At 71.8% G+C, this 23,452-nt stretch carries 17 protein-coding genes and 1 tRNA gene; 10 read left to right on the forward strand and 8 right to left on the reverse strand.

Annotated elements, in window-relative coordinates; all coding sequences use genetic code 11:
• Nucleotides 1-160: 160 nt before the first annotated feature.
• From AMK24_RS07550 to glmS, 4 genes are all read left to right on the forward strand, one after another.
• Nucleotides 161-802: a GNAT family N-acetyltransferase gene (locus AMK24_RS07550; RefSeq protein ID WP_073766330.1), complete on the forward strand. Its 642-nt coding sequence runs from the start codon at nt 161-163 to the stop codon at nt 800-802.
• Between the two features lie 672 nt (nt 803-1,474).
• A complete protein-coding gene (locus tag AMK24_RS07555; protein ID WP_073766332.1) occupies nt 1,475-2,338 on the forward strand; it encodes a DUF4429 domain-containing protein in 864 nt (287 codons plus the stop codon).
• An 87-nt stretch (nt 2,339-2,425) separates the two neighbouring features.
• The gene (locus AMK24_RS07560) at nt 2,426-2,701 is read left to right on the forward strand and encodes a hypothetical protein (RefSeq protein ID WP_019765915.1); all 276 of its coding nucleotides are present in this window, start codon (nt 2,426-2,428) and stop codon (nt 2,699-2,701) included.
• A 71-nt stretch (nt 2,702-2,772) separates the two neighbouring features.
• Nucleotides 2,773-4,602 carry a glutamine--fructose-6-phosphate transaminase (isomerizing) gene (gene glmS / locus AMK24_RS07565; protein ID WP_073766334.1) on the forward strand — a complete coding sequence of 610 codons (1,830 nt, stop codon included), beginning with the start codon at nt 2,773-2,775 and terminating at the stop codon, nt 4,600-4,602.
• A 141-nt stretch (nt 4,603-4,743) separates the two neighbouring features.
• On the opposite strand, the gene AMK24_RS07570 is transcribed toward glmS, so the two are convergent.
• On the reverse strand, nt 4,744-5,265 hold the full coding sequence (locus AMK24_RS07570; RefSeq protein WP_073766336.1) for a universal stress protein: 522 nt from the start codon (nt 5,263-5,265) through the stop codon (nt 4,744-4,746).
• A 1,044-nt stretch (nt 5,266-6,309) separates the two neighbouring features.
• Between AMK24_RS07570 and AMK24_RS07575 the strand changes: the two genes are divergently transcribed.
• From AMK24_RS07575 to AMK24_RS07585, 3 genes are all read left to right on the forward strand, one after another.
• The gene (locus AMK24_RS07575) at nt 6,310-7,524 is read left to right on the forward strand and encodes a helix-turn-helix domain-containing protein (RefSeq protein WP_073766338.1); all 1,215 of its coding nucleotides are present in this window, start codon (nt 6,310-6,312) and stop codon (nt 7,522-7,524) included.
• A gap of 10 nt (nt 7,525-7,534) precedes the next feature.
• Nucleotides 7,535-8,140 (forward strand): oligoribonuclease, encoded by a 606-nt coding sequence (gene orn, locus AMK24_RS07580; protein WP_073766721.1) that lies wholly within the window; start codon nt 7,535-7,537, stop codon nt 8,138-8,140.
• Between the two features lie 121 nt (nt 8,141-8,261).
• Nucleotides 8,262-8,334: transfer RNA gene (locus tag AMK24_RS07585), tRNA-His, on the forward strand.
• Between the two features lie 70 nt (nt 8,335-8,404).
• Here the strand turns inward: AMK24_RS07585 and AMK24_RS07590 are convergent.
• The 7 genes from AMK24_RS07590 to AMK24_RS07620 form a co-directional block, all read right to left on the reverse strand.
• Nucleotides 8,405-8,995, reverse strand: a complete 591-nt coding sequence (locus AMK24_RS07590) for a lytic polysaccharide monooxygenase auxiliary activity family 9 protein (protein ID WP_073766340.1) — start codon at nt 8,993-8,995, stop codon at nt 8,405-8,407.
• Between the two features lie 203 nt (nt 8,996-9,198).
• The gene (locus AMK24_RS07595; protein WP_073766723.1) at nt 9,199-11,289 is read right to left on the reverse strand and encodes a TerD family protein; all 2,091 of its coding nucleotides are present in this window, start codon (nt 11,287-11,289) and stop codon (nt 9,199-9,201) included.
• 200 nt (nt 11,290-11,489) lie between these two features.
• Nucleotides 11,490-12,527, reverse strand: a complete 1,038-nt coding sequence (locus tag AMK24_RS07600) for a LacI family DNA-binding transcriptional regulator (RefSeq protein ID WP_073766341.1) — start codon at nt 12,525-12,527, stop codon at nt 11,490-11,492.
• A gap of 169 nt (nt 12,528-12,696) precedes the next feature.
• Complete coding sequence (locus AMK24_RS07605) at nt 12,697-14,163, reverse strand: GH1 family beta-glucosidase (RefSeq protein ID WP_073766342.1); 1,467 nt, start codon at nt 14,161-14,163, stop codon at nt 12,697-12,699.
• An 80-nt stretch (nt 14,164-14,243) separates the two neighbouring features.
• The gene (locus AMK24_RS07610; RefSeq protein WP_073766343.1) at nt 14,244-15,164 is read right to left on the reverse strand and encodes a carbohydrate ABC transporter permease; all 921 of its coding nucleotides are present in this window, start codon (nt 15,162-15,164) and stop codon (nt 14,244-14,246) included.
• 13 nt (nt 15,165-15,177) lie between these two features.
• Nucleotides 15,178-16,176: a carbohydrate ABC transporter permease gene (locus tag AMK24_RS07615; RefSeq protein ID WP_073766344.1), complete on the reverse strand. Its 999-nt coding sequence runs from the start codon at nt 16,174-16,176 to the stop codon at nt 15,178-15,180.
• Between the two features lie 177 nt (nt 16,177-16,353).
• A complete protein-coding gene (locus AMK24_RS07620) occupies nt 16,354-17,676 on the reverse strand; it encodes an ABC transporter substrate-binding protein (protein WP_073766345.1) in 1,323 nt (440 codons plus the stop codon).
• 469 nt (nt 17,677-18,145) lie between these two features.
• Between AMK24_RS07620 and aspT (AMK24_RS07625) the strand changes: the two genes are divergently transcribed.
• The 3 genes from aspT (AMK24_RS07625) to AMK24_RS07635 are packed head-to-tail and all read left to right on the forward strand — an operon-like array spanning nt 18,146 to nt 23,204.
• On the forward strand, nt 18,146-19,822 hold the full coding sequence (gene aspT, locus AMK24_RS07625) for an aspartate-alanine antiporter (RefSeq protein ID WP_073766346.1): 1,677 nt from the start codon (nt 18,146-18,148) through the stop codon (nt 19,820-19,822).
• A 1-nt stretch (nt 19,823) separates the two neighbouring features.
• Nucleotides 19,824-21,527, forward strand: coding sequence for an aspartate-alanine antiporter (aspT, locus tag AMK24_RS07630; protein ID WP_073766347.1), 1,704 nt, complete (start codon nt 19,824-19,826; stop codon nt 21,525-21,527).
• A 24-nt stretch (nt 21,528-21,551) separates the two neighbouring features.
• A complete protein-coding gene (locus AMK24_RS07635) occupies nt 21,552-23,204 on the forward strand; it encodes a bifunctional aspartate transaminase/aspartate 4-decarboxylase (protein ID WP_073766348.1) in 1,653 nt (550 codons plus the stop codon).
• The last annotated feature ends 248 nt before the right edge of the window (nt 23,205-23,452 follow it).

A 23,452-nucleotide genomic window follows, 5' to 3' on the forward strand; every position in this document is an offset into this window, starting at 1 on the left:
CGCGTCCACGCGGGCCCGCCCCTCCGGGGGCTCCCGGCCGGTCGGCCGGGAGCCGGCCCTGGTGCGGGCGCCGTGTCGGCTCCCGCGGTGGCCCGCCCCGCCGGTGGGCCGCCCCCGAATTCGATCGACACCCCTTCATTCCGTCCGGCAGAGTCCCTTCATGAACCTCCACCCCTGGCCCCTCTACGGGCTGCGCCTTCGTACGCCGCGCCTCGAACTGCGCCTGCCGGACCTCGAACTCCTCGGCGAGCTGTCCGCGGTGGCGGCCGGCGGGGTGCACGACCCGGACCGCATGCCGTTCTCCGTGGCATGGACCGACGGGAAGCCCGAGGAGGTGGCGCGGTCCGTGTTCCAGCACGTGCTGGGGACCATCGCCTCGTGGTCGCCCCAGAACTGGACCCTCAGCCTGGCCGTCCTCCACGAGGGCGAGGTCGTCGGGCGGCAGGACCTGATCGGTCAGAACTTCGGGGCGCTGCGGGAGGTGGAGACCGGATCGTGGCTCGGGCTCCCGCACCAGGGGCGCGGCCTGGGTACGGAGATGCGCGCCGCCGTCCTGCACCTCGCGTTCGCCGGGCTCGGCGCACGGTACGCCGTGTCCGCGGCCATGCTCGACAACCCCCGTTCGCTCGGGGTCTCGCGGCGGCTCGGGTACACGGACGACGGCCTGCGGGCGGAGGTCGTACGCGAAGCTCCCGTGACCCTCCAGCGGCTGCGCCTGGACCGGGAGCGGTGGGAGGCGCACCGGAGGGTCGAGGTGACGGTGGAGGGGCTCGACGCCTGCCGGACGGAGTTCGGTGCCTGACGGCCCGACAGACACACTCTCATGTAAGGCAGTTGGCCCCGGCTTCGGGTCCTCGCGGTGTCGTCGGCCGTGCGGACCGGGCCGGGGGCGGATGCGCGGGCCCCGGGGCGGGCCGCGCGGGCGGGGGCCGGGGCGGGTCCCGGCCGGTTCCGGCGCCGCCGCGCAGGGGCGGTTCGAATCAGCAACCGGAGGGGGCCGCCCCGAGGACCGCCCGCACCGGCAGGGCCGTCCTCCTCCGCCGGGAGCGCCGGGCCACCGCAAACCGACCGCCGGTACGGAAAAAGCCGGTGGAATTCGGCCAGGCACGATGGCCGGCCATCACGCCGCTCGGCGACGGCCGTCGCACCGTCCGTAGCGACGACGCCTCCATCGGGCGCCGCCCCGCCGCGCCCCTCTTCGCCCGGGGGTGCCGGCGGATCGGGGACGAAACCATCGCCCGGCCCCGGCACAACAATGAACTCCCGCCTTGCATCAAGGAGTTCGCGATCGAGCCGCGTCGTATCCCGCGGCCTGGGGGGAGGCCCGGCCGGCCCCCCGGGAGGAGTTCTCCTCCCCTGCGGCCGGAACCGCTCGCGCGCCCGCCGAGAACCGGCCGCAACCGCCCGGGCGGCCGTCCCCGGCCGCCCGCCTCCTCCCCCGTCACGCTCCGGGCGGGCTGGCAGAATCGGGGCCATGGCAGAAATCACCCAGCGGGACGGAACGTGGACGTTCGACGGCGACACCGTGCGCATCGTGCCGGGAGGGAAGGCACACCCGGTCCGGCTGGCGCTGGGGGAGATCGCCGTACCCGTGCGGGCGGTGGCGGGCGTCTCGTTCGAACCGGACCGCAAGGGCGGGCGGCTGCGGCTGCGGCTGCGCGGCGGCGCCTGCCCGGTGCTGCGGGCCGCCGACGGCCGACTGAACGACGCCGCCGACCCCTACGCGCTGTCCGTGGAGAAGGACCGCACGGGGGTCGCGGAGTACTTCGTCGACGAGGTCCGCAACGCCCTGCTGATCGAGCAGGTGCCGGACGGCCCGGTGGACCGCTTCCTGCTGCCCGGCCCCGCCCTGCCGGTCTCCGGCGGGGGCGGCGACGGCACGGCCTCCTTCGACGGCGAGAGCGTCCGGCTGGTCTGGAACTGGAAGGCCGAGGAGTCCAAGACCGCCGGGGGCCCGACCACCTTCCCGCTGTCGCGGATCGCGGCCGTGCGGTGGATGCCCTCGATCGGGCTGGAGAACGGCTACCTGCGCTTCGAGCCGGTCGAGGGGCCCCTCTCCGCGCCGCCGAAGTACGACCCGTACGCCCTGGACCTGTGGGGGGTCTCCAAGAAGGAGCACACCGCGGTCCTGGTGGCGGCGGCGGTGCTGATGCGGCTGCCCGGAGCCAGGGCGGCGCTCGACGCCCCGGCGCCCGCCCCCGCCGTCCCCGCCCCGGCGGCGGGCGACCACGACGCGCTGCGGCGGCGGCTGCGGGAACTGGGCGAGCTGCACCGGTCCGGGGTCCTCACCGACGACGAGTTCAGCACCGCGAAGCAGGCCGTCCTGCGGAGCATGTGAGGCGATCGGCGAGGCTTTCCCGGCCCCTGCTGCCCGATATCGGGCAGATTTCTTGCGTAAGCGCGCTCCGGCACGCAATATCAACGGGTGCTGGAACGCCGCTCGTCGCATGACGACCTCATCGACCACCTCGTACGCTCCACCGCGCTCCAGCGCGGCGAAGCGGCCCGGGTGGTCCTCGACGTGCTGGCGTACTTCGACGAGAGCACCGACGACTTCGTCCGGCGCCGCCACCGCGAGCTCCAGGCGGGCGGGCTGGTCAACACGGAGATCTTCGAGCGGATCGCGGCCGAGCTGCCGCACCGCGCCGTGGCGCCGCCGGAGCTCTCGCTCCGCCAGCTGCGCCGCATCGTCTACGGCTGAGCGAGCCGGGCGCCCGTGCGGGGCGCCCACCACGCGTGTGTACGTGTACGTCGAGGAGGGGCAGAGAATCCATGTGCGGAATCGTCGGATACATCGGGAAGCGTGACGTCGCTCCGCTGCTGCTGGAAGGGCTGCAGCGGCTGGAGTACCGGGGGTACGACTCCGCCGGCATCGTCGTCACCGGCAAGGCCGCCGCGGGCAAACCGGGCGCGCTGAAGATGGTCAAGGCCAAGGGCCGCGTCCGCGAGCTGGAGGCCAAGGTCCCCAAGCGGTTCGCCGGCACCACCGGCATCGCCCACACCCGCTGGGCCACGCACGGCGCCCCCAGCGACGAGAACGCCCACCCCCACATGGACGCGGAGAACAAGGTCGCCGTCGTCCACAACGGGATCATCGACAACGCCTCCGAGCTGCGCGTCCGGCTCACCGCCGACGGCGTCGTCTTCCTCTCCGAGACCGACACCGAGGTGCTCACCCACCTGATCGCCCGCGCCCGGGCCGACACCCTGGAGGAGAAGGTCCGCGAGGCGCTGCGGCACGTCGAGGGCACCTACGGCATCGCCGTGCTGCACGCCGACTTCAACGACCGCATCGTGGTCGCCCGCAACGGCTCCCCGGTCGTCCTCGGCATCGGCGAGAAGGAGATGTTCGTCGCCTCCGACGTCGCCGCCCTGGTCGCCCACACCCGCCAGGTCGTCACCCTGGACGACGGCGAGATGGCCACGCTGAAGGCCGACGACTTCCGTACGTACACCACGGAGGGCTCGACCACGACGGCCACGCCGACCACCGTGGAGTGGGAGGCCGAGTCGTACGACATGGGCGGCCACGACACGTACATGCACAAGGAGATCTCCGAGCAGGCCGAGGCCGTGGACCGGGTCCTGCGCGGCCGGATCGACGACCGGTTCTCCACCGTGCACCTGGGCGGTCTCAATCTGGACGCCCGCGAGGCGCGCGGGGTGCGCCGGATCAAGATCCTCGGCTGCGGCACCTCGTACCACGCGGGCCAGATCGGCGCCCAGCTCATCGAGGAGCTGGCCCGCATCCCCGCCGACGCCGAACCGGCCTCCGAGTTCCGCTACCGCAACCCGGTCGTGGACCCCGACACCCTGTACGTCGCGGTCTCCCAGTCGGGCGAGACGTACGACGTCCTGGCCGCCGTCCAGGAGCTGAAGCGCAAGGGCGCGCGGGTCCTCGGCGTGGTCAACGTGGTCGGCTCCGCGATCGCCCGCGAGGCCGACGGCGGCACGTACGTCCACGCGGGCCCGGAGGTCTGCGTGGTCTCCACCAAGTGCTTCACCAACACGGTGGTCGCCTTCGCCCTGCTCGCCCTGCACCTGGGCCGCATCCGCGACCTGTCGGTCGCGGACGGCAAGCGGATCATCGACGGACTGCGCCGGCTGCCGGAGCAGATCAGCGAGATCCTGGCGAACGAGGACGAGATCAAGCGGCTGGCGGCGGAGTACGCGGACGCCAAGTCGATGATGTTCATCGGCCGGGTGCGCGGCTATCCGGTGGCCCGCGAGGCGTCGCTGAAGCTCAAGGAGGTCTCGTACATCCACGCCGAGGCCTACCCGGCCTCCGAGCTGAAGCACGGCCCGCTCGCGCTGATCGAACCGGCGATGCCGACCGTGGCGATCGTGCCGGACGACGACCTGCTGGAGAAGAACCGCGCCGCGATGGAGGAGATCAAGGCCCGCAGCGGCCGTATCCTCGCCGTCGCCCACCAGGTGCAGGAGAAGGCCGACCACACCATCGTCGTGCCGAAGAACGAGAACGAGCTGGACCCGATCCTCATGGGCATCCCGCTCCAGCTGTTCGCGTACCACACGGCCCTGGCGATGGGCCGCGACATCGACAAGCCGCGCAACCTGGCGAAGTCCGTGACCGTCGAGTAGACGGCCGCGCACAGGCGTTGGGCCCCGCACCGTCACGAAGACGGTACGGGGCCCAACGCGTGGTGCGGGCAAGGCTTCTGGCGGTCTCCCGGCTTCCGGAGGCCGCCCGCCGGACCCCGGGGGCTCTCCGGTCGGGCCCGCTCAGGGGATGACGATGACGGGGCGCTGCGCGCGGCGGGCGAGGCGGCCCGCCACGGAGCCGAAGATCCGGCCGACGATGCCGTGCGTGGAGCCCACGACGATGGCGTCGGCGGCGTACTCCCGGCCGACCTCCTCCAGTTCGTGGCAGATGTCGCCGCCGCGCTCGACCAGCACCCAGGGCACGTCGGAGAGGTAGTCCGCGCAGGCCAGCTCCAGGCCGAGGACCTCGGTGCGGTGGTCGGGGACGTCCACGAAGACGGGGGGTTCGCAGCCCGCCCAGACCGTGGTCGGCAGCCGGTTGGCGACATGCACGATGATCAGACCGGAGCCCGACCGGCCCGCCACGCCGATGGCGTACGCCAGGGCCCGCTCGCTGGACGTGGAGCCGTCGAAACCGACCACCACTCCGTGCCGGAAGGCGGGATCGCACGCATGGCGTGCTTCTTCGACCGTCCGCGGCTCCGACTCGGGGTCGGCTACCGGCTTGCGGTCCTTGGGTTCAGGGATTTCGTGACCGGCCATCGGTGTCTCGGCGAAGAGAATCCTCGTGAGGAGGGAACGGTTTCGACGTGCTTCGGGTACGCCAACTGAGGGTGAAGCTGTGTCCGGGAATCATCTTCCCAACCCCATACCCCCAAGGGTACGGCGTCACTCCTCCATCGCCCAGACCCCCGCAAAAGCGTGCGCGATGCTGGAGGGAGCATGCACGAGGCCGCCCGGGATGGCAATGCCGGTTGTGTCGTACACGCGCCTTGGAGCGGCCGAACACGGGTGACCGTCCTGTTTTCCGGGGCGACCGGAGACCGCCCGTCGCGCCCGGCGGCGAGGTGCGCACCGGTCTCTGTTGGCCACGCCGCGGCGGGTCCGCCGCCGGGGCCGGCGACCGCCCGGCGGACCCGCCGCGGCGCCCCTCCGGTCCGGACTCGGCGACGGCTTCCCCGAGGGTCGGCCGCAGGGGCGCCCGGGCCGCCGCCGGCAGGCCGCCCGCCCCAGGGCGGGCACGGCGGATCTCGTGTCCCACGGCGCATCGGGCGGCGAGTACGGCCCCGCGCCGCCCCGGTGCGTCACACCCCGCGAGGGGCCGCCGCGCCGGTGCGGGACGCTTCTGACGCACCGGGCGCCCGGTGCCGAGGGAGCGCACCGGCGCAGTGTTCTCCCAGCGGTTGTGCGCCCGGCGTGACCGGATTCAGCACACACAACCGATTGTTTCAAGCCAACTTCACCTGGCCCCCGCGCCCTTCGCCGGATGGCCGGACACCCCGCCGCCCACCAGGCAGGAACGGACCGCGCGGTACGCTTTCACCCGACGCGGACGGGCCACCTTCGCGAAGGGCACTTCCCTGTGCGCTTCGCGAGTGGAACGCTTCGTGATCGAACGCTTCACGCCACGTTTCCTTATCGACATTGAGCTGGTGGGGGAAGGTGTCACGGCGGAACCACGCGACGCAGTAGATTTTGATCTTGAAATCGGGGACTGGGGACACGTGCGACACCGAGGGGAAACGTGCAGGAGCGACAGGCCCGTAAGGACCAGGGAGACGCGAACACCGAGGGGGGCTTAGCGTCATGAGCCAGGACTCCGCCACCGCGACGGAGGCCGCACGCAAGCTGACCGGGCGGCGACGCCGGGAAGTCGTTGCCGTGCTGCTGTTCAGCGGTGGCCCTATCTTCGAGAGCTCCATCCCGCTCTCCGTTTTCGGAATCGACCGGCAGGACGCGGGAGTTCCCCGCTACCGCCTGCTGGTCTGCGGGGGCGAGGAAGGACCGCTGCGCACCACCGGCGGCCTCGAACTCACCGCGCCGTACGGGCTGGAGGCGATCAGCAGGGCCGGCACCGTGGTGGTGCCCGCCTGGCGGTCGATCACCTCGCCGCCGCCCGCCGAGGCCCTGGACGCGCTGCGGCGCGCCCACGAGGAGGGCGCCCGCATCGTCGGTCTGTGCACGGGGGCCTTCGTGCTCGCGGCCGCCGGCCTGCTGGACGGCCGCCCGGCCACCACGCACTGGATGTACGCGCCGACGCTGGCCAAGCGCTATCCGTCGGTGCACGTCGATCCGCGCGAGCTGTTCGTGGACGACGGCGATGTGCTCACCTCCGCCGGCACGGCCGCCGGGATCGACCTCTGCCTCCATATAGTCCGCACCGACCACGGCACGGAGGCCGCCGGGGCGCTCGCCCGCCGTCTCGTCGTGCCGCCGCGGCGCAGCGGGGGGCAGGAGCGCTACCTGGACAGGTCTTTACCGGAGGAGATCGGCTCCGACCCGCTCGCCGAGGTCGTGGCCTGGGCTCTGGAGCACCTGCACGAGCAGTTCGACGTGGAGACGCTCGCCGCGCGCGCCTACATGAGCAGGCGGACCTTCGACCGCAGGTTCCGCTCGCTCACCGGCAGCGCACCGTTGCAGTGGCTGATCACCCAGCGGGTGCTGCAGGCGCAGCGGCTGCTGGAGACCTCCGACTACTCGGTCGACGAGGTCGCCGGCCGCTGCGGCTTCCGCTCCCCGGTCGCGCTGCGCGGGCACTTCCGCCGCCAGCTCGGCTCCTCCCCCGCCGCGTACCGGGCCGCCTACCGGGCCCGTCGTCCGCAGGGGGCGGCGGAGAGCGCCGCGGCGGTCGAGGCGGTGGTGCCCAGCCAGGGGCCGCCGTCCGGACGGCGGGGTTCCCCGGCGTCTTCCGCACCGGTCGCCCTGGCGGCCTCGATGGGGTCCGGGGAGCACTCCCTGCCCGGTCCTGACGCGTTCGTTCCCGGTCGCCCGGCCCTGCCGGGACAGCGGAGCGCCCCGTAGGGTGGGGGCCATGAACGACCGCATGGTGTGGATCGACTGCGAGATGACCGGGCTCTCGTTGACGGACGACGCACTCATCGAGGTGGCCGCGCTGGTCACCGACTCGGAGTTGAACGTGCTCGGCGAAGGGGTGGACATCGTGATCCGCCCGCCGGACGCGGCCCTGGAGACGATGCCCGAGGTGGTGCGGCAGATGCACACCGCCTCGGGCCTCCTCGACGAGCTGGCCGGGGGCACCACCCTGGCGGACGCCGAGGAGCAGGTCCTGGCCTACGTCCGCGAGCACGTGAAGGAGCCCGGCAAGGCTCCGCTCTGCGGAAACTCGGTCGGTACCGACCGCGGATTCCTGGCGCGGGACATGCGGGAGCTGGAGGGCTACCTCCACTACCGGATCGTGGACGTGTCCTCGGTCAAGGAGCTGGCCCGGCGCTGGTTCCCCCGGGCGTACTTCAACAGTCCGGAGAAGAACGGCAACCACCGGGCGCTGGCCGACATCCGTGACTCCATCACGGAGCTCCGCTACTACCGGGAGGCGGTCTTCGTGCCGCAGCCCGGCCCGGACTCCGAGCGCGCCAAGGAGATCGCGGCGCGGCTGGCGGCCCCGGCCGCACCGTAGGAACCCGCTGGTCACGGGCGCGATGAGCGCCCGTGGACCGGCCCGGGAAAACGGTGGCGCGAGCACCCTCCCGGACCCTGTACACTTTTTCTCGGCCGGTCGGAAACGACCGGACGACATGGTGGGTATAGCTCAGATGGTAGAGCACCTGGTTGTGGTCCAGGATGTCGCGGGTTCAAGTCCCGTTACTCACCCTGAGAGAAAGGCCCCGGTCCGCGGACCGGGGCCTTTCCGCTTTTCCTGGTTCTCCTGGCGCGCGTCCGATCAGAACGTGACGTCGGAGCAGGCGTAGAACGCGTTGCCGGTGTCCGCGATGGTCCAGACGCCGAGGATCAGGTGCTTGCCCGACTTCTGGGGCAGGACGCCCGCGTGCGTGACCGTGGTCCCCGGCTGCCGGCCGCCGAAGGGCACCGTCAGGAAGGGCTGCGGCTCCAGGTCGGCCCGGGTGAGGGGCTTCGAGGGGTCGTAGCCGTCCTTGGTGACGTAGTACCGGAAGTCGGTGGTGGCGTGCCGGGCGGTGATCCGCCAGCGGAAGGTGTGGCTCGCGCCGGCGCTCACGGAGGTGGCCGGCCAGGCGCCGCCGCGCGGGTCGTCCAGCTCGGCGAACCGCTGGTTGCCCCCGGCGCAGATCAGGCCGTCACGGGGGCCGCGCGCCGGGAAGCCCTTGGGGCCCTCCACGCTCGGCGGCTCCCACTGGATCTGGCCGCAGTTGCGGACCGTTCCGTTGCCGCAGAGCTGCTGCCTGCTGATCGGCGAGTCGGTGTACCCGTGGCTCTGCGCGCTGCCCGAGGTGGCCAGCAGGGATGCCCCGGCGATGCCGAGGCCGAGGAGTAAGGACGTGATCTTTCTGCGCATGTGGTGCTCCTGAGGTGAGGGGTGGAGCTTGCGGACAGACGGACCGGAGCGCGACGGCTCGCCGCGCTTGGTCTAGACCAAGACGGAGAGTAGTCCTGTCCTTTGGTCATGTCCACACCACTGAAAGACGCCCGGGTGGGCACGCGCGCCGGGCCGGTCCCGGAGGAAACCCGGGGCCGGCCCGGCGCGTGCGGAGGCCGCCGTCAGAGCGCCGGGGCCTCCACATGGGTGAGGACCTGGGCGTGGAAGCGGTCCACCGCGTCGTCGACGCTGCGGATGAAACCGGTCTCGGCGCTGCCCCGCCCGTTGCCCATGCCCTTGAACAGGGAGAGCCGGAAGCCGGTGATCTGCGCCCCGTCCTTCGGAAGGAGATCGGCGGGCTCCGGGCGCAGCCTCTCCAAGGTGCCGCGCGGCCCTGCCCCGCAGCCGTCCACCAGCGTCTCGATGTGCAGGTCGGCCGGGGCGTCGGAGAGCCGCCGCACCAGCCGCTTGGCCCGGGCGAGCGGGTAGCCCGTCCCCTCGGCGGGAATCTCGATCGACGTACGGAGTTTGCCTGTGCGCAGATCGGCGGTGATGCCGAGGACGCCCGGGGTGCCCTCGATGCGGATCTCCGCGTTCAGCCTCCCCTGCTCGCAGAGGCGGTCGGCCAGTTCGGTGCGGCGCGCGCCCGGATCGGAGCCGCGCCGGGCGCGCTGGACCGGCAGGACCTTCTGCCCCAGCTCACCGCCGAGCCGCAGGCAGACCTGCCGGACCAGCCGCTCCCAGTTCTCGATGACCTCCAGCGCGCGGGCGTCCCCCTGGCACAGGGTCTCCTCGTCGATCCCCCGGCGTACGGGAACCCAGGCCGCGCCCATGTTCTGGAAGCCGTGGCAGCCGGAGTTCTCGTGCTGGAGGTACTGGAGGAGTTCCTGGAGCAGCCAGGCGTGCGCGGCGTTGCCGACCCCCTCGTGGCGGATCAGCATCTGCGCCTGGTGCACGACCTCGGCCCAGGACAGGTGCCAGAGCGCCACCTTGTGCTTGCGCCGCCGGTCGATCCGCACGTCGACGAGCGGGCTGCCCTCCAGCGCGACGTCGTTGGACAGGGTGATCACCGCCTCGTACCCGCGCCGGGCGGCGATGTCCATGTACGCCTGGACCTGGTCGGCCCTGAGCCCGTTCCCGTTGGTCTTGGTCTCCACCAGCGCGGTCCACAGCTTGCCCGCCCGCTCGACCCGGATCACCCCGTCCGGGCGGCGCGGCGTCTCCCCGTGGGCGAGGGCGACCTCGGTGAACGTCTCCATGCGGCCGGCCGGCGCGCCGAACCCCGCGGTGAGGCGGCGGCCGAACTCCGGCACCTGGGCCATGACGGACAGCACGACGGAGGTGGCGCGCGTCTCGCGCTCCCGGTCGCTCTTGAGCGCGGAGACGGGGAACAGCCGGGCGGTGCGCCAGGTGTCGTTGTCGGCGAGGGACTTCCTGGCCGTGCGGGGCAGCGTGACCTTCTTCTTCGCCGTACGGGGGCGACGCGCGGGCTTCGGTACGGGGGCGGAAGCGGCGGGGGCCGGCACGGCGGGGGCGGGCGGAGCGCCGGCCCCCGCCGGCCCGGCCGCCGGTTTCGCCGCCGCCCGGTCCGCCGCGCCCCCGTCCCGGCTCTGGGCGGGAACCCGCGCGGGCCGCTCCTCCCCGTCCGGCCCGGTGGCGGGCCGCTCCCCCGCGTCCGGCCCGGAGTCCACCGCGTCCGGGCCGGGGCCCTCCGCCTCCGCGCCGCTCTGCTCCGCGTCGTCGTCGATGTCGACGCCGTAGTCGGTCGCCAGTCCCGCGAGCCCGGAAGCGTACCCCTGGCCGACCGCGCGGAACTTCCACTCCCCCGCCCGCCGGTACAGCTCGCCGAAGATCAGGGCGCTGACCTCGTCGACGTCCTGCACGGCGAACCGGACGAGCCCGTCGCCCGCGCTGTCGGCGAGGGTGAGCCGGAGGCCGTCCAGCTCGCCGAAGCGGGAGCCCCCGTAGCGGCTGGCGGCGACGACCACCTTGTCGACCTCCGCCGGGACGGCGTCCAGGTCGAAGGAGATCCGGTCCTCGTCGCCGTCGGCCGTCGGGGTCTTGCCGAGCAGCTGCACGCTGCCCTCGCCCGCGACGGGGTTGTTGTAGAAGCAGAAGTCGACGTCGCTGCGGACCTTGCCGTCGGCGTCGAGCAGCAGGACGGATACGTCGGCGTCGCCCTCGCCCGTGGGGCTGCTCCAGCCCAGGCTGACCACCACGGACCCGATGTTCTCGCTCAGCGCCGCCAGGCCGATGTTGGCGCCCTTGACCATCTCGTGCACGAGGCCCCCCAGATGCACAGCCGCCCGGAACGCACTCCGGCAGCCCACCGTGTGACGTGTGTGGTGCGTCACACAATCGCCGTACGCAGCGAACATTAGCCGCAGGAACCGGAGGGGGTGAAGAACTTGTGAAATCCGGAAGATCGGCCACCGCCGCGCCGCCGGGCCCCCGTCCGGCCACCGGCGCGCCGTCACGAAGAGTCGCGGACCACCAGCTCCGTGGGGAGGACCACCGAAGGGCGCTCGCCGCCCGGCGTCCGGCCGGCGATCTCGTCGAGGAGGAGCCGGGCCATGCGGCGGCCCATCTCCTCTATGGGCTGGCGGACGCTGGTGAGCGCCGGATGCATGTGGCGGGCGACCACCGAGTCGTCGAAGCCGACCAGGGCCACGTCCTCGGGGATGCGGCGGTCCGCCGCGCGCAGGACCTGGCGGGCTCCGGCGGCCATCACGTCGGAGGCGACGAAGACCGCGTCGAGGCCGGGGCGGCGGGCCAGGAGGTCGCGCATGGCCCGCGCGCCGCCCTCCTCGGTGAAGTCGGCGGGGGCGATCAGGCGCTCGTCGGGGGCCAGACCGGCGGCGGAGACGGCCGCGCGATAGCCGTCGAGGCGGCGCTGGGCGCCGTACACCTCCAGGCGGCCGGTGATCGTGGCGATCTGGCGGCGGCCCCGGGAGACCAGGTGCTCGACGGCCGCCCGCGCGCCCTCGTAGTTGTCGGAGTCCACCGAGGGCAGCGTCTCGCCCGCGTGGCGCGCACCGCTGATCACGCAGGGCATGCCCAACTGCTCCAGCAGCTCGGGCAGCGGGTCGTCGGCGTGCACGGCGACCAGGAGGACGCCGTCGACGCGGTGGGCGGTGAGGTACTGGGCGAGGCGGCGGCGCTCGCGGTCGCTGCCGACGAGGGTGAGGAGGAGCTGCATCTCGGTGTCGGCCAGGGCCGCGCCGACGCCGCGCACGATCGCGGAGAAGTACGGCTCGGCGAAGAACCGGGTCTCCGGCTCGGGCACCACCAGCGCGATGGCATCGGTACGGTTGCCCGCCAGGGCACGGGCGGCGCGGTTGGGCACGTATCCCAGCTCGACCACGGCCGCCTCGACCGCCTGCCGGGTCGCTTCACTGACCCGGGGCGAGCCGTTGATGACCCGCGAGGCGGTGCCGCGGCCGACGCCTGCCCGTGCCGCCACTTCTTCGAGCGTGGGCCGTCCGCCGCTCCGTACTCGCGCTGCCGCCATGGCCGCCTCCCCGTTCCCGGTCAATTTCTCACAGCCGTACAGTCAATCCAAGTCCTGGACCGATCACCCCGACGAGCGTACGGACAGCCTAATGGGAGCGCTCCCAAAGGCGGCCGGAAAACAACGGCGGGCCCGGCCGAGGACGGCCGGGCCCGCCGTTCCCACGAGGTCAGACGTTCGGATCGGCGGCCGGGGGCAGGGCGTGGCGGGTAATCACATCGGCATACCAGTGGGCGCTGGACTTGGGCGTGCGGCGCTGCGTGGCGTAGTCGACGTACACCGCGCCGAAGCGCTTCGCGTAGCCGTAGCCCCACTCGAAGTTGTCCATCAGCGACCAGAGGAAATAGCCCCGTACGTCCGCCCCGTCCTCGACCGCCCGGCGCACCGCCGCCAGGTGGCCGTGGAGGTAGGCGACGCGTTCGGGGTCGTGGACCCGGCCGTCGGCGTCGGGGGCGTCGTCGAAGGCGGCGCCGTTCTCGGTGACCATCAGCGGCAGGTCCGGGTGCTCGCGGGCGACGTCCGTGAGGAGGTCGTACAGGCCCTCCGGCTTGACCGACCAGTTCATCGCGGTGACCGGCCGGCCCTCGGCGAGATGGAAGGCGACGTGTTCCGAGCCGGGCCAGGGGGAGTGCTCGCTGCTGCCGTGGCCGTCGTTGCGGGTGTCGCCCCCGCCGTCGGCGGGGGCCGAGACGATGGTGGGCGTGTAGTAGTTGACGCCGAGCACGTCGATCGGGGCGGCGATGGCGGCGAGGTCGCCCTCGTGGATCAGCTCCCGCCAGTTCACCAGGTGTTCGGTGTCCGCCAGCAGGTCCTGCGGGTACGCGCCCGTCAGCATCGGGCCGGTGAAGATCCGGTTGCCGACCGCGTCGATCCGGCGGGCGGCGTCCGCGTCCTCCGTGCTCGCGGTGAGCGGGCGCACCTGGTGGAGGTTGAGGGTGACCGAGGTCTGCGCGGCGGCGGGGAGGTTGGCGCGCAGCGCCTCGGTCGCCCGGCCGTGGGCGAGGTTGAGGTGGTGGGCGGCCCGCAGGGCGGCGGCCGGTTCGGTGCGGCCGGGGGCGTGGACCCCGGAGCCGTAACCGAGGAAGGCCGAGCACCAGGGCTCGTTGAGCGTGGTCCACAGCGAGACCCGGTCGCCGAGCGCGCGGGCCACGATGGCGGCGTAGTCCGCGAACCGTTCGGCCGTGGCGCGCTCCGGCCAGCCGCCCGCGTCCTCCAGCTCCTGCGGCAGGTCCCAGTGGTAGAGGGTGGCGACGGGCTTGATGCCGGCCGCCAGCAGTTCGTCGACGAGCGAGCGGTAGAAGTCGAGGCCGCGCTCGACGGCGGGCCCCCGGCCGGTGGGCTGGACACGGGACCAGGAGACGGAGAAGCGGTACGCCTGGAGTCCGAGGCGCTTCATCAGCGCGACGTCGTCGCGGTAGCGGTGGAAGTGGTCGGCGGCCACGTCCCCGGTGTCCCCGCCGAGGACCCGGCCGGGCGTGTGGCTGAAGGTGTCCCAGATGGAGGGGGTGCGGCCCCCCTCGGCGGCGGCCCCCTCCACCTGGTACGCGGCGGTGGCCGCGCCCCAGAGGAAGCCGGTCGGGAAGGGGGCGGCGGCGGGGGCCTGCCGGGAGAGGGTGTCGGGTCGGACGGCTGTCATGCGGGAGCGCTCCCTGAGGAAGTGAGGGGTGGGGAAGGAGGGGGAGGAAGGTGAGGGGGGGCCGCCCGGGGCGGGGCGGGTCAGCCCTTGACCGCGCCGGACATGATCCCGCCGACGATCTTCTTGCCGAAGACCACGAAGACCACCAGCAGCGGCAGCGTGCTGATCAGCGCGCCCGCCATCACGATGGACTGGTCGGGGGTATAGGAGGCGCTGAGCTGGCCGAGAGCCACCTGGAGGGTCGGGTTCTGCTGGTTGAGGGCCAGGTAGGGCCAGAAGAAGTCGTTCCACGCCTGGACGAAGGTGAGCATCCCGAGCACCATCATCGCCGGGCGGGCGACCGGCAGGACCACGCTCCGCACGATGCGGAAATTGTTCGCGCCGTCGATCCTGGCCGCCTCGATCAGCTCGTACGGCAGCGCCTCGATGAGGTACTGGCGCATGAAGAACACGCCGAACGCGCTGACCAGCGTCGGGAAGATCACCGATTCGAGCTGTCCGCCCCAGCCGAGGCCGGACATCATCATGAACAGCGGGACGACGCTGAGCTGCGGCGGGATGGTGAGGGTGGCGATGACCGCGGTCATCAGCCAACCGCGGCCCCGGAAGCGCATCTTGGCGAACGCGTAGCCGGCGAGCGTGCAGAAGAAGAGCGTGGCCGCCGTGATGGAGGCGGAGACGATGACGCTGTTGACGATCGCCGTGCCGAGGTTGGCCTGCTCCCAGGCCGTTCGGACGTTCTCGACCAGCTTGCCGCCGGGGAGGAACGGCGGTGTGGAGGCGAGGACCTCGTCCTGGGTGCGGGAGGCCGCGACCAGGGTCCAGTACAGCGGCAGCAGCGATCCGAAGCCGACGACGGCGAGCGCGGCGTAGGCGAAGGGGCCGCCCTTCATCTGCTGTCCCGCGCCCATCCGGAAGCGGCGCGGGCGGGAGGGTCCACCGGACTTCGGGCCCGGGGCGGGCTTCACCGGGGCGGTGGGGGTGGGGCTGGTCATGGTCATGGGGCGCTCCCGGTCAGACCGCGGACGTGCGGACGAATCGGCCGATGAGCCAGTTGGCCGCGGCGATGATCAGCAGCAGGGCGAGCATCGCCCAGGCGACGGCGGCGGCCGGGCCGAGGTGCCCGAGGTTCCAGCCGTAGTTGTAGAGGTAGATGGCGAGCGTCTCGTACTGGTTCTCGTTGCCGCCGGTCGCGCCCAGCGCACCGCCCTCCAGCAGCAGCGGTTCGCCGAAGAGCTGCATGGAGCCGATGGTGGAGATGACGATGGTGAACAGGATCGTCGGCCGCAGCGAGGGGATGGTGACCTTGCGGAACTGCTGCCAGCGTGACGCGCCGTCCAACGAGGCCGCTTCGTAGAGGTCGTCGGGGACGGCCTGCATCGCGGCGAGGTAGATCAGCGCGTTGTAGCCGGTCCACCGCCAGATCACGATGACGGCGATGGCGATCTTCGAGGTCCAGTGCCCGTTGGCCCAGTTGGTCTCGTCGAAGCCGACGAGGCCGAGCGCCCAGTTGAGCAGTCCGCCGTCGGCCCGGAAGACCAGCGCGAAGACGAGGGCCGCGGAGGCGACGGAGGTGGCGTAGGGGGTGAGGATGATCGTGCGCCAGAACGTGCTGGCCCGCAGGCGGTAGTTGAGCAGGTGGGCCAGGCCCAGCGCCATCAGGAGCTGCGGGACGGTCGAGATGACGCCGATCAGGAAGGTGTTGGAGAGCGAGGTCCAGAACTCCGGGTCGTGCAGGATCTTGTCGAAGTTCTCCCATCCCACCCACTCCATCGAGTCCAGGCCGGTCATCTCCACCCGGTGCAGGGCGATCCAGCCGGTGTAGAGCAGCGGGTAGAGCCCGAAGGCCCCGAAGACGAGGAAGAACGGGGCGATGTAGGCGTACGGGGACGCCTTGTCGTCGAACCGCCACAGTCGGCTGCGCCACAACTGCCGCCGTGAGCCGGGCGGTTCCTTCTGGGGTGCGCGGGACGTCGTCGCGCGCGCGTCCCGGGCGGGGGTCGAGGTTGCCACGGGCGGGGGTCCTTCCCTGGGGGCGCCGACTGACGGCCGGGCGGTGGAGGGGCGATGGGGAACGGGGCGGGCGGCGCGGGCCGGGCGCCGGGGCGGGCGGGTGGCGCCGGCCCCGGCGCCGCTACCGGCCGGGCCTGTCGGGCGCCGGGGCGCTCGGGCGCCCCCGGCGGCCCCGGGTCAGCCGATGGCCTTGTCGATCGTGCGCACGGCCGCGTCCCAGGCGTCGTCCGGGCTGGTGCCGCGCTGCTCCATGTTGTTGATCTGGGTGGAGATGGAGTCCTTGATCACGCCGTCCTTCGGGCCGAGGACCGCCTCGGGGATGGACTTCGCGCCGTCGGCGTAGATCTGGCCGATCGGGGCGTCGTTGAAGTACGGCAGGGTCGCGTTCTTCACGTCGGGCAGCTCGTACGCGCCCTTGTTGGACGGGAAGACGCCGATCGCCTTGAAGACGGCGGCCTGCTGCTCGGGGGCGGTCAGCCACTTGACGAGCTTGGCGGCCTCGTCGACGTTCTTCCCGGACTTGGGGACGGCGAGGAAGGAACCGCCCCAGTTGGCGGAGGTCTCGCCGGGAGCGCGGGTGATGTCCCACTTGCCCTTGTTGGCGTCACCGGCGTACGTGGAGATCTGGCCGGCCATCCAGGCGGGGCAGACGACGGTGGCGACGGTGCTCTTGCGCAGGGCCGCCTGCCACTGGTCCTCGAACTGGGCCAGGCCCTGCGTCAGCTTCCTGGACGCGGCCTGGGCGGCGAGCTTCCAGCCCTTCTCGACGCTCGCGCTCTCCTGGTAGACCGGCTTGCCGCTCGCGTCGTAGTACTGCTCGGGGCTGGAGCTGACCACGGCGTTGAACATGGCGCTCGCGGAGTCCATGAAGTACGTGCCGGAGGGGGCCTTCTTCTTGTACCGCTCCCCCAGGGCGAGGTAGTCCTCCCAGCCGCCCGCGGTCAGCTTCGCGACCTCGGTGCGGTCGGTGGGCAGACCGGCCTTCTCGAACAACTCGCGGTTGTAGCAGAGGGACATGGGGCCGATGTCGGTGCCCGCGCCGACGACCGCACCGTTGGGGGCGGTGGCCTGCTTCGCCTTCCACGACACCCACTCGTCCACACCGATGACCTTGGAGAGGTCGGCGAAGGAGTCCGCCTTGGTGTCGACGATCTCCTTGATCCGGCCGACCTCGATGCCCTGGACGTCCGCGAGCCCGCTGCCGGAGTTCAGCTGCTGGAGGAGCTTGGGGTAGTAGTTCTTCTCCTCGGCGGTGGTGTCCTCCTTGACCGTGATCTTCGGGTTCAACTCGTGGTACTTCTCGAAGAGTCCGGCCTCCTTGTACCCGAACTGCCCGAAGTCCGCGACGGTCAGGGTGATGTTCCCGTCCGCGTCGGCTCCCTTGCCGGAGTCGGACGAGCCGCCGCATCCGGTGAGGAGGAGGGCGGTGACCGTGAGGCCCGTGGTGGCCACGAGGGCGGTTCTCCGGCGTCGACCGGCAACACTGCGGGTGATGCGCATTCCACTGCTCCTTGTTCCGGGGGCTCGGTTCCGGCCTGGGCCGGGGTGGTTCCGAAATGGTTCGGGGGTGGTTCAGGGGTGTCCGGGGGGCGCCGGACGGTTCTTCCGGGGGCGCCGGGGTGGGTCGCGGGAGGGGCGGCGCTGTTCCGCGGGGCAGAGCTGGAGGGTGTCGGGGCTGGTGCGGCAGGAAGAGGCGAACGGCATCGCCCCTACGAGTGGGAGCGCTCCCACTCGCCGTGTCGGAAGATTGCTGCCTCAAGGCGGTGGGTGTCAAGAGTTGAAGACGATTCCGTTGCCGAGGGATGTCCGGTGCGTCACAGACGGGGTCCGGCGCCGCCCACCCGTCGGAAGGTGAACGGAGGCGGCGGAGAGGGGCGGAATGCCGGAGTGCCCCACCCCTGTTAATTTCCCCTTTATGTACCTTTTGGTCATCATGGCCGCCGCCCCCGGCACCGGCGAGTGAGCCGGAATGGGCGTGTTGCGCGACCATCCCGAACTGGCGCTCTTCCTCTGCCTCGCGGCCGGCTACCTCGTCGGCAAGCTCCGCGTCGGCCCGATCACGCTCGGCGGCATCTGCGGCACCCTGATCGTGTCGCTGCTGCTCGGCACCCGGCACATCAGCGTCGACGACGACGTGAAGACGGTCTTTTTCGCGCTGTTCATCTTCTCGCTCGGCTACATGGCGGGCCCGCAGTTCTTCGCCAACCTCAACCGCAGGAGCCTGCGTTTCTTCGCGCTCTGCCTGATCGAGCTGGTCTGCGTCCTCGGCATCGCCTTCGGGCTCGCCAAGGTGTTCGACCTGGACGTGGGCACCGCCTCCGGCATCCTGGCGGGGGCGGCCACCGAGTCCGCCGTCGTGGGAACGGCCACCGAGGCGATCGGGAAGCTCGGCGACCTGACCCCCGAGCAGATCACCCGGTACCAGGGGCACGTGGCCACCGCCTACACCGTCTGCTACCTGTTCGGGCTGATCACCATCGTGCTGTTCACCAGCCAGATCATGCCGATGCTCCTGCGGATCAACCTGGCGGACGCCTCGCGCGAGCTGTGGGAGAAGATGCGCGGCGGGCAGGCCGGGCTGGAGTCCGACGAGCGCGAGGCGCTGCCCGGCACGGTCGGCCGCACCTACCTGGTCACACTGGCGGACGGTCGGACGGTCGGCGACCTCCAGAGCGCGACGGGCGGCCGGATCACCGTCGAGGGGGTCAAGCGCGGCAGCAGGCTGCTGACGCCCTCCCCCGGCTTGGAGCTGACGCTCAGCGACCTGGTCCAGGTGGTCGGGGAGCGGGCGGCGGTCATCGAGGCGGGCCGGGAGATCGGCCCGGAGACCCCCGCCGTGCCGGGGCTCGACACCCCTCTCGCCACCAGCCAGGTCGCCGTCACCGAGAAGGAGACGATCGGCGCGAGCATCGACCGGCTGCAGCGGCGGCACCCGGAGTTCCGCCGGGACGGCGTGTACGTCACCGACGTGCTGCGCAACGACCAGCACCTGCCGGCCAGCGGGGAGACGGTCCTCGCCCGCGGCGACGTGCTCACCCTGGTCGGCGCGCGGGGCGGGCTGAACCGGCTCGTCGCGAAGCTCGGCGCGGTGGTGAGGAACGACGCCACCGACTTCGTCTACCTCGGCTTCGGCATCGTGGCGGGGTCGCTGCTCGGACAGGTCGTCGTGAGGCTGGGGGACGTCCCGATGTCGCTCGGCACCGGGGGCGGCTGCCTGATCTCGGGGCTCGTCTTCGGCTGGTTCCGCTCCCGCAGCCAGACCTTCGGGGCATTCCCGCCGCAGGCCGCGACCACGCTCAAGGACATGGGCCTGGCGGTCTTCATCGCCTGCACCGGCCTCGCCGCCGGGCCGCAGGCGTGGCCGCTGCTCAAGGAGTACGGGGCGCTGCTGCCGTTCGCGGGCATCGCCATGGTGCTGGTCCCGGCGACGGTCTCGCTGGTCGTCGGGCGCAGGCTGCTGAAGATCGAGAAGCCACTGCTGATCGGCGCGATCGCCGGACAGCAGTGCTCGACCCCCGCGATCACCTCCATCACCCAGGTGGCCCAGAGCTCCGTACCGCTGCTCGGCTACACGATCACGTACACGCTCTCCAACTTCCTGCTACCGCTGACCGGGCCCATCCTGGTCGGCGTCCTGGGGGCCTGAGATGATCGATTTCCTCGACCGGAACGTCTTCCGGCCCCATCCGGAACTGCTCGTCTTCCTCGTCGTCGCGCTCGGTTTCCTGCTGGGCAAGGTCCGCTACCGGACGATCGCGCTGGGCGCGGTGACGGGGTGCCTGGTGGCGGGGCTGGTGCTGGGCGCGCAGTTCGAGGTCGAGATCGACGACACGGTGAAGAACCTGTTCTTCATCATGTTCCTGTTCGCCCTCGGCTACCGCGTCGGCCCCCAGTTCTTCCGGGGGCTCAGGAAGGACGGCCTGCCGCAGGTGGTCAACGCGGTCGTGGTCTGTGTGACCGGGCTGCTGGTCTCCTGGCTCTTCGCGAGCCTGCTCGGTTACGGTCCCGGGCTCGGCGCCGGCCTGATGAGCGGGGCCCTCACCCAGTCGGCCGCGATCGGCGTCGCGCAGGACGCCATCGGTACGCTGCCGGGCCTCTCGCCCGGTGAGGCGAAGAACCAGGCGAACCTGGTGGCCGTCGGCTACGCGGTGACGTACCCCCTCGGCACCATCCTCTGCGCGATGCTCCTGGCCGACGTCCTGCCCAAGCTCTACCGCAGGGACCTGGCGAGGGAGAGCGCCGAACTCGCCGCCGAGCTGGACGCGCCGGACGAGAACCCGGACGAGGGCGCCGGCTACTACGAGGTGGTGCTGCGCGCGTACCGCGTGGACCGCCCGGACCTGGTGGGGCGGTCGGTGGCCGACTTCGAGGAGCAGCAGAAGGGGCTGGGCCGTCGCATCTACCTCACCGGCGTCCGCCGCGACGGCACGGTCCTGGAGCACGACCAGTCCCGTACGCTCCGGCTCGGCGACACCGTCGCGGTCAGCGCCATCCGGGGCGACCTGGTGGAGTTCGACCCCCGCACGCACATCGGCGCCGAGGCCGACGACGTCGAACTGCTCGGCTACCGCACCGAGACGCTGCACGTCGTCGCCTCGGAGAAGGACCAGCTGGGGCGGACGGTCGCGGCGGTGCGCCGGGAGCCGTTCATGGTCGGCGTCTACATCGACAAGCTGTACCGGGGAGGCGCCGCGTTCCCCTACCGGCTCTCCACCCCCCTGGAGCGGGGTGACACCCTGGTCCTCACCGGACCGGAACGCCTGGTCGGCCCGGCGGCGAGGGCGCTCGGGAAGCCGGTGCCGACGAGCTTCGCCACCGACATGGTCTGGGTGGGGCTCGGCATCTTCCTGGGCGGCTGCATCGGCATTCCGGCGCTGACGGCGGGCGGGGTGCCGATCTCGCTCTCCACCTCGGGCGGCGGGCTGATCATGGGCCTGGTCTTCGGCTGGATCCGCGGGAAGTACCCGACGTACGGGAACGTGCCGCCGGGCGCCCAGTGGTTCATGGACACCCTCGGCCTCTGCCTCTTCGTCGCCGTCGTCGGCATCAACGCGGGCCCGAGCTTCACCAGCGGCCTCTCCACGGCCGGCTGGGGCCTGCTGGTCCTCGGCGCGGTCGCCACCGTGGTGCCGCTGATCATCGGGTTCCTGGTCGGGCACCACGTCCAGAAGATCCGGTTCCCGGTCCTGATGGGCGTCCTGGCGGGCGGCCAGACCACCACGGCGGCGATCGGCGCCGTCAACGAGACCTCGAAGTCGCAGATCCCCACCCTCGGTTACACGATCCCGTACGCCGTCGGCAACGTCCTGCTGACGGTGTGGGGCGCCGTGATCGTCATCCTCAACCACTGACCCTGCACGGGAGCGGACACCACCATGCCCAAGACCAAGCTCAGCCGGGAAGAGATCCGGTCCTTCGCCCAGCTCTCCCCCTTCGAGCTGAAGGACAGGTTCATCGAGATCGCGACGGCCGCGCAGCGCGACCGGCCGGGCCAGAAGGGGAAGGCGGCGCGGGCCATGCTCAACGCGGGCCGGGGCAACCCGAACTGGGTGGCCACCGGGCCCCGTGAGGCGTACCACGCGCTCGGCTACTTCGCGATCGAGGAGTCCCGCCGGGTGTGGACCGCCGACGACCTGGGCGGGATGCCGCAGGAGCCGGGGTGCGCGGAGCGCTTCGACCGGTTCGTCCGTACGCATCCGGAACTGCCGGGCGTCGAGATGCTGAAGGCGAGCGTGGACCTGGCGGTGAAGCGGTTCGGCTTCGACCGGGACGCGTTCGTGCACGAGCTGGCGGACGCCTCGATCGGCGACAACTACCCGGTGCCGGACCGGATCCTGCCCCACACCGAGCAGATCGTGCGCGGCTATCTCACGGACGAGATGTTCGACCACCGGCCGCCGGAGGGGCAGACGTTGAGCCTGTTCGCGACCGAGGGCGGCACGGCGGCGATGTGCTACGTCTTCGACTCGCTGCTGAAGAACGGCATCCTGGAAAAGGGCGACCGGATCGCCCTGATGGTGCCGGTGTTCACCCCGTACGTGGAGATCCCCGAGCTGGACACGTACGACTTCGACGTGGTGCGGGTGGAGGCGAGCCTGTTCACCGAGACCGGGGTGCGGCAGTGGCGCTACCCGGAGGAGGAGATCGCCAAGCTCGTGGACCCGTCGGTGAAGATGGTCTGCTGTGTGAACCCGAGCAACCCGCCCTCGCTGGCGCTCTCCACCCGTGTCACCGAGCAGCTCGTCTCCATCGTCGGCGAGCGGAACCCGAACCTGATCGTCGTGACGGACGACGTGTACGGGACCTTCGTGGAGGGCTTCCGCTCGCTCGCCGCCGACCTGCCGCGCAACACGCTCCTCGTCTACTCCTACTCCAAGCACTACGGGGCGACGGGCTGGCGGCTCGGGGTGATCGCGCTGCACGACGACAACGTGATCGACGCGATGCTGTCGGCACAGAACCGGGAGCAGAAGGAGCGGCTCGCCCGGCGTTACGGGACGCTGACGCTGGAGCCGGGGAAGATGCGGTTCATCGACCGGATGGTGGCGGACTCCCGGCAGGTGGCGCTGAACCACACGGCCGGCCTGTCGCTGCCGCAGCAGGTGATGATGGTGCTGTTCTCGCTCTTCGACATGCTCGACGAGGGGCAGGCGTACAAGCGCCGGATCCGGGCGATCGTCCACCAGCGGCTCGAACTCCTGCTGGAGGGCGCGCACATGAAGATCTCGGAGGACCCGAAGCGGGCCGCTTACTACATCGAGCTGGACCTGTTGGCCGAGGCGGAACGCACCCGGGGAAAGGCGTTCGCCGACTTCCTGGAGCAGCACTACGAACCGATCGACCCGCTGTTGCGGCTGGCCGAACAGACCTCGGTGGTACTGCTCAACGGCGGCGGCTTCGACGGGCCGGAGTGGTCGGTGCGGGTGTCGCTGGCCAACCTGGACGACCTGGACTACCTGAAGATCGGACACCACCTGCGGGCGATCTTCGAGGAGTACGCGGAGGAGTGGGCGGCTCAGGGAGGGTGACGCGGGCGGTCCGGACGACGGGCGTGTCCGGTGGCGGGGGCCGGGCGCCGTGGGCTCGGACGGAGGAACGCGTCCCGGCCGGAGGTGGGTGGGGGCCGGCCGGGACGCGCGGTGGGGGGTGGGAGTGGTCGGGGCGGCCGTCCCGAAACGTACGGGGCGACTGGGGGGTGTGCGGGGCGGGCGGCTGTGGGCTCGGGGGCTGTGGGCGCCGGTTTCCCCGCCGCCACCGGGGCGAACGGTGGCGGCGG

Origin of the sequence: Streptomyces sp. CB02366, assembly GCF_001905905.1 — a bacterium.
In the GTDB taxonomy this organism is placed as follows: Bacteria; Actinomycetota; Actinomycetes; order Streptomycetales; family Streptomycetaceae; genus Streptomyces.

Coding starts and splice junctions, on each gene's coding strand:
- AMK24_RS07550 (WP_073766330.1), top strand. CDS start 161: ATGAACCTCCACCCCTGGCCCCTCTACGGGCTGCGCCTTCGTACGCCG.
- AMK24_RS07555 (WP_073766332.1), top strand. CDS start 1,475: ATGGCAGAAATCACCCAGCGGGACGGAACGTGGACGTTCGACGGCGAC.
- glmS (WP_073766334.1), top strand. CDS start 2,773: ATGTGCGGAATCGTCGGATACATCGGGAAGCGTGACGTCGCTCCGCTG.
- AMK24_RS07570 (WP_073766336.1), bottom strand. CDS start 5,265: ATGGCCGGTCACGAAATCCCTGAACCCAAGGACCGCAAGCCGGTAGCC.
- AMK24_RS07575 (WP_073766338.1), top strand. CDS start 6,310: ATGAGCCAGGACTCCGCCACCGCGACGGAGGCCGCACGCAAGCTGACC.
- orn (WP_073766721.1), top strand. CDS start 7,535: ATGAACGACCGCATGGTGTGGATCGACTGCGAGATGACCGGGCTCTCG.
- AMK24_RS07590 (WP_073766340.1), bottom strand. CDS start 8,995: ATGCGCAGAAAGATCACGTCCTTACTCCTCGGCCTCGGCATCGCCGGG.
- AMK24_RS07595 (WP_073766723.1), bottom strand. CDS start 11,289: ATGGTCAAGGGCGCCAACATCGGCCTGGCGGCGCTGAGCGAGAACATC.
- AMK24_RS07600 (WP_073766341.1), bottom strand. CDS start 12,527: ATGGCGGCAGCGCGAGTACGGAGCGGCGGACGGCCCACGCTCGAAGAA.
- AMK24_RS07605 (WP_073766342.1), bottom strand. CDS start 14,163: ATGACAGCCGTCCGACCCGACACCCTCTCCCGGCAGGCCCCCGCCGCC.
- AMK24_RS07610 (WP_073766343.1), bottom strand. CDS start 15,164: ATGACCATGACCAGCCCCACCCCCACCGCCCCGGTGAAGCCCGCCCCG.
- AMK24_RS07620 (WP_073766345.1), bottom strand. CDS start 17,676: ATGCGCATCACCCGCAGTGTTGCCGGTCGACGCCGGAGAACCGCCCTC.
- aspT (WP_073766346.1), top strand. CDS start 18,146: ATGGGCGTGTTGCGCGACCATCCCGAACTGGCGCTCTTCCTCTGCCTC.
- aspT (WP_073766347.1), top strand. CDS start 19,824: ATGATCGATTTCCTCGACCGGAACGTCTTCCGGCCCCATCCGGAACTG.
- AMK24_RS07635 (WP_073766348.1), top strand. CDS start 21,552: ATGCCCAAGACCAAGCTCAGCCGGGAAGAGATCCGGTCCTTCGCCCAG.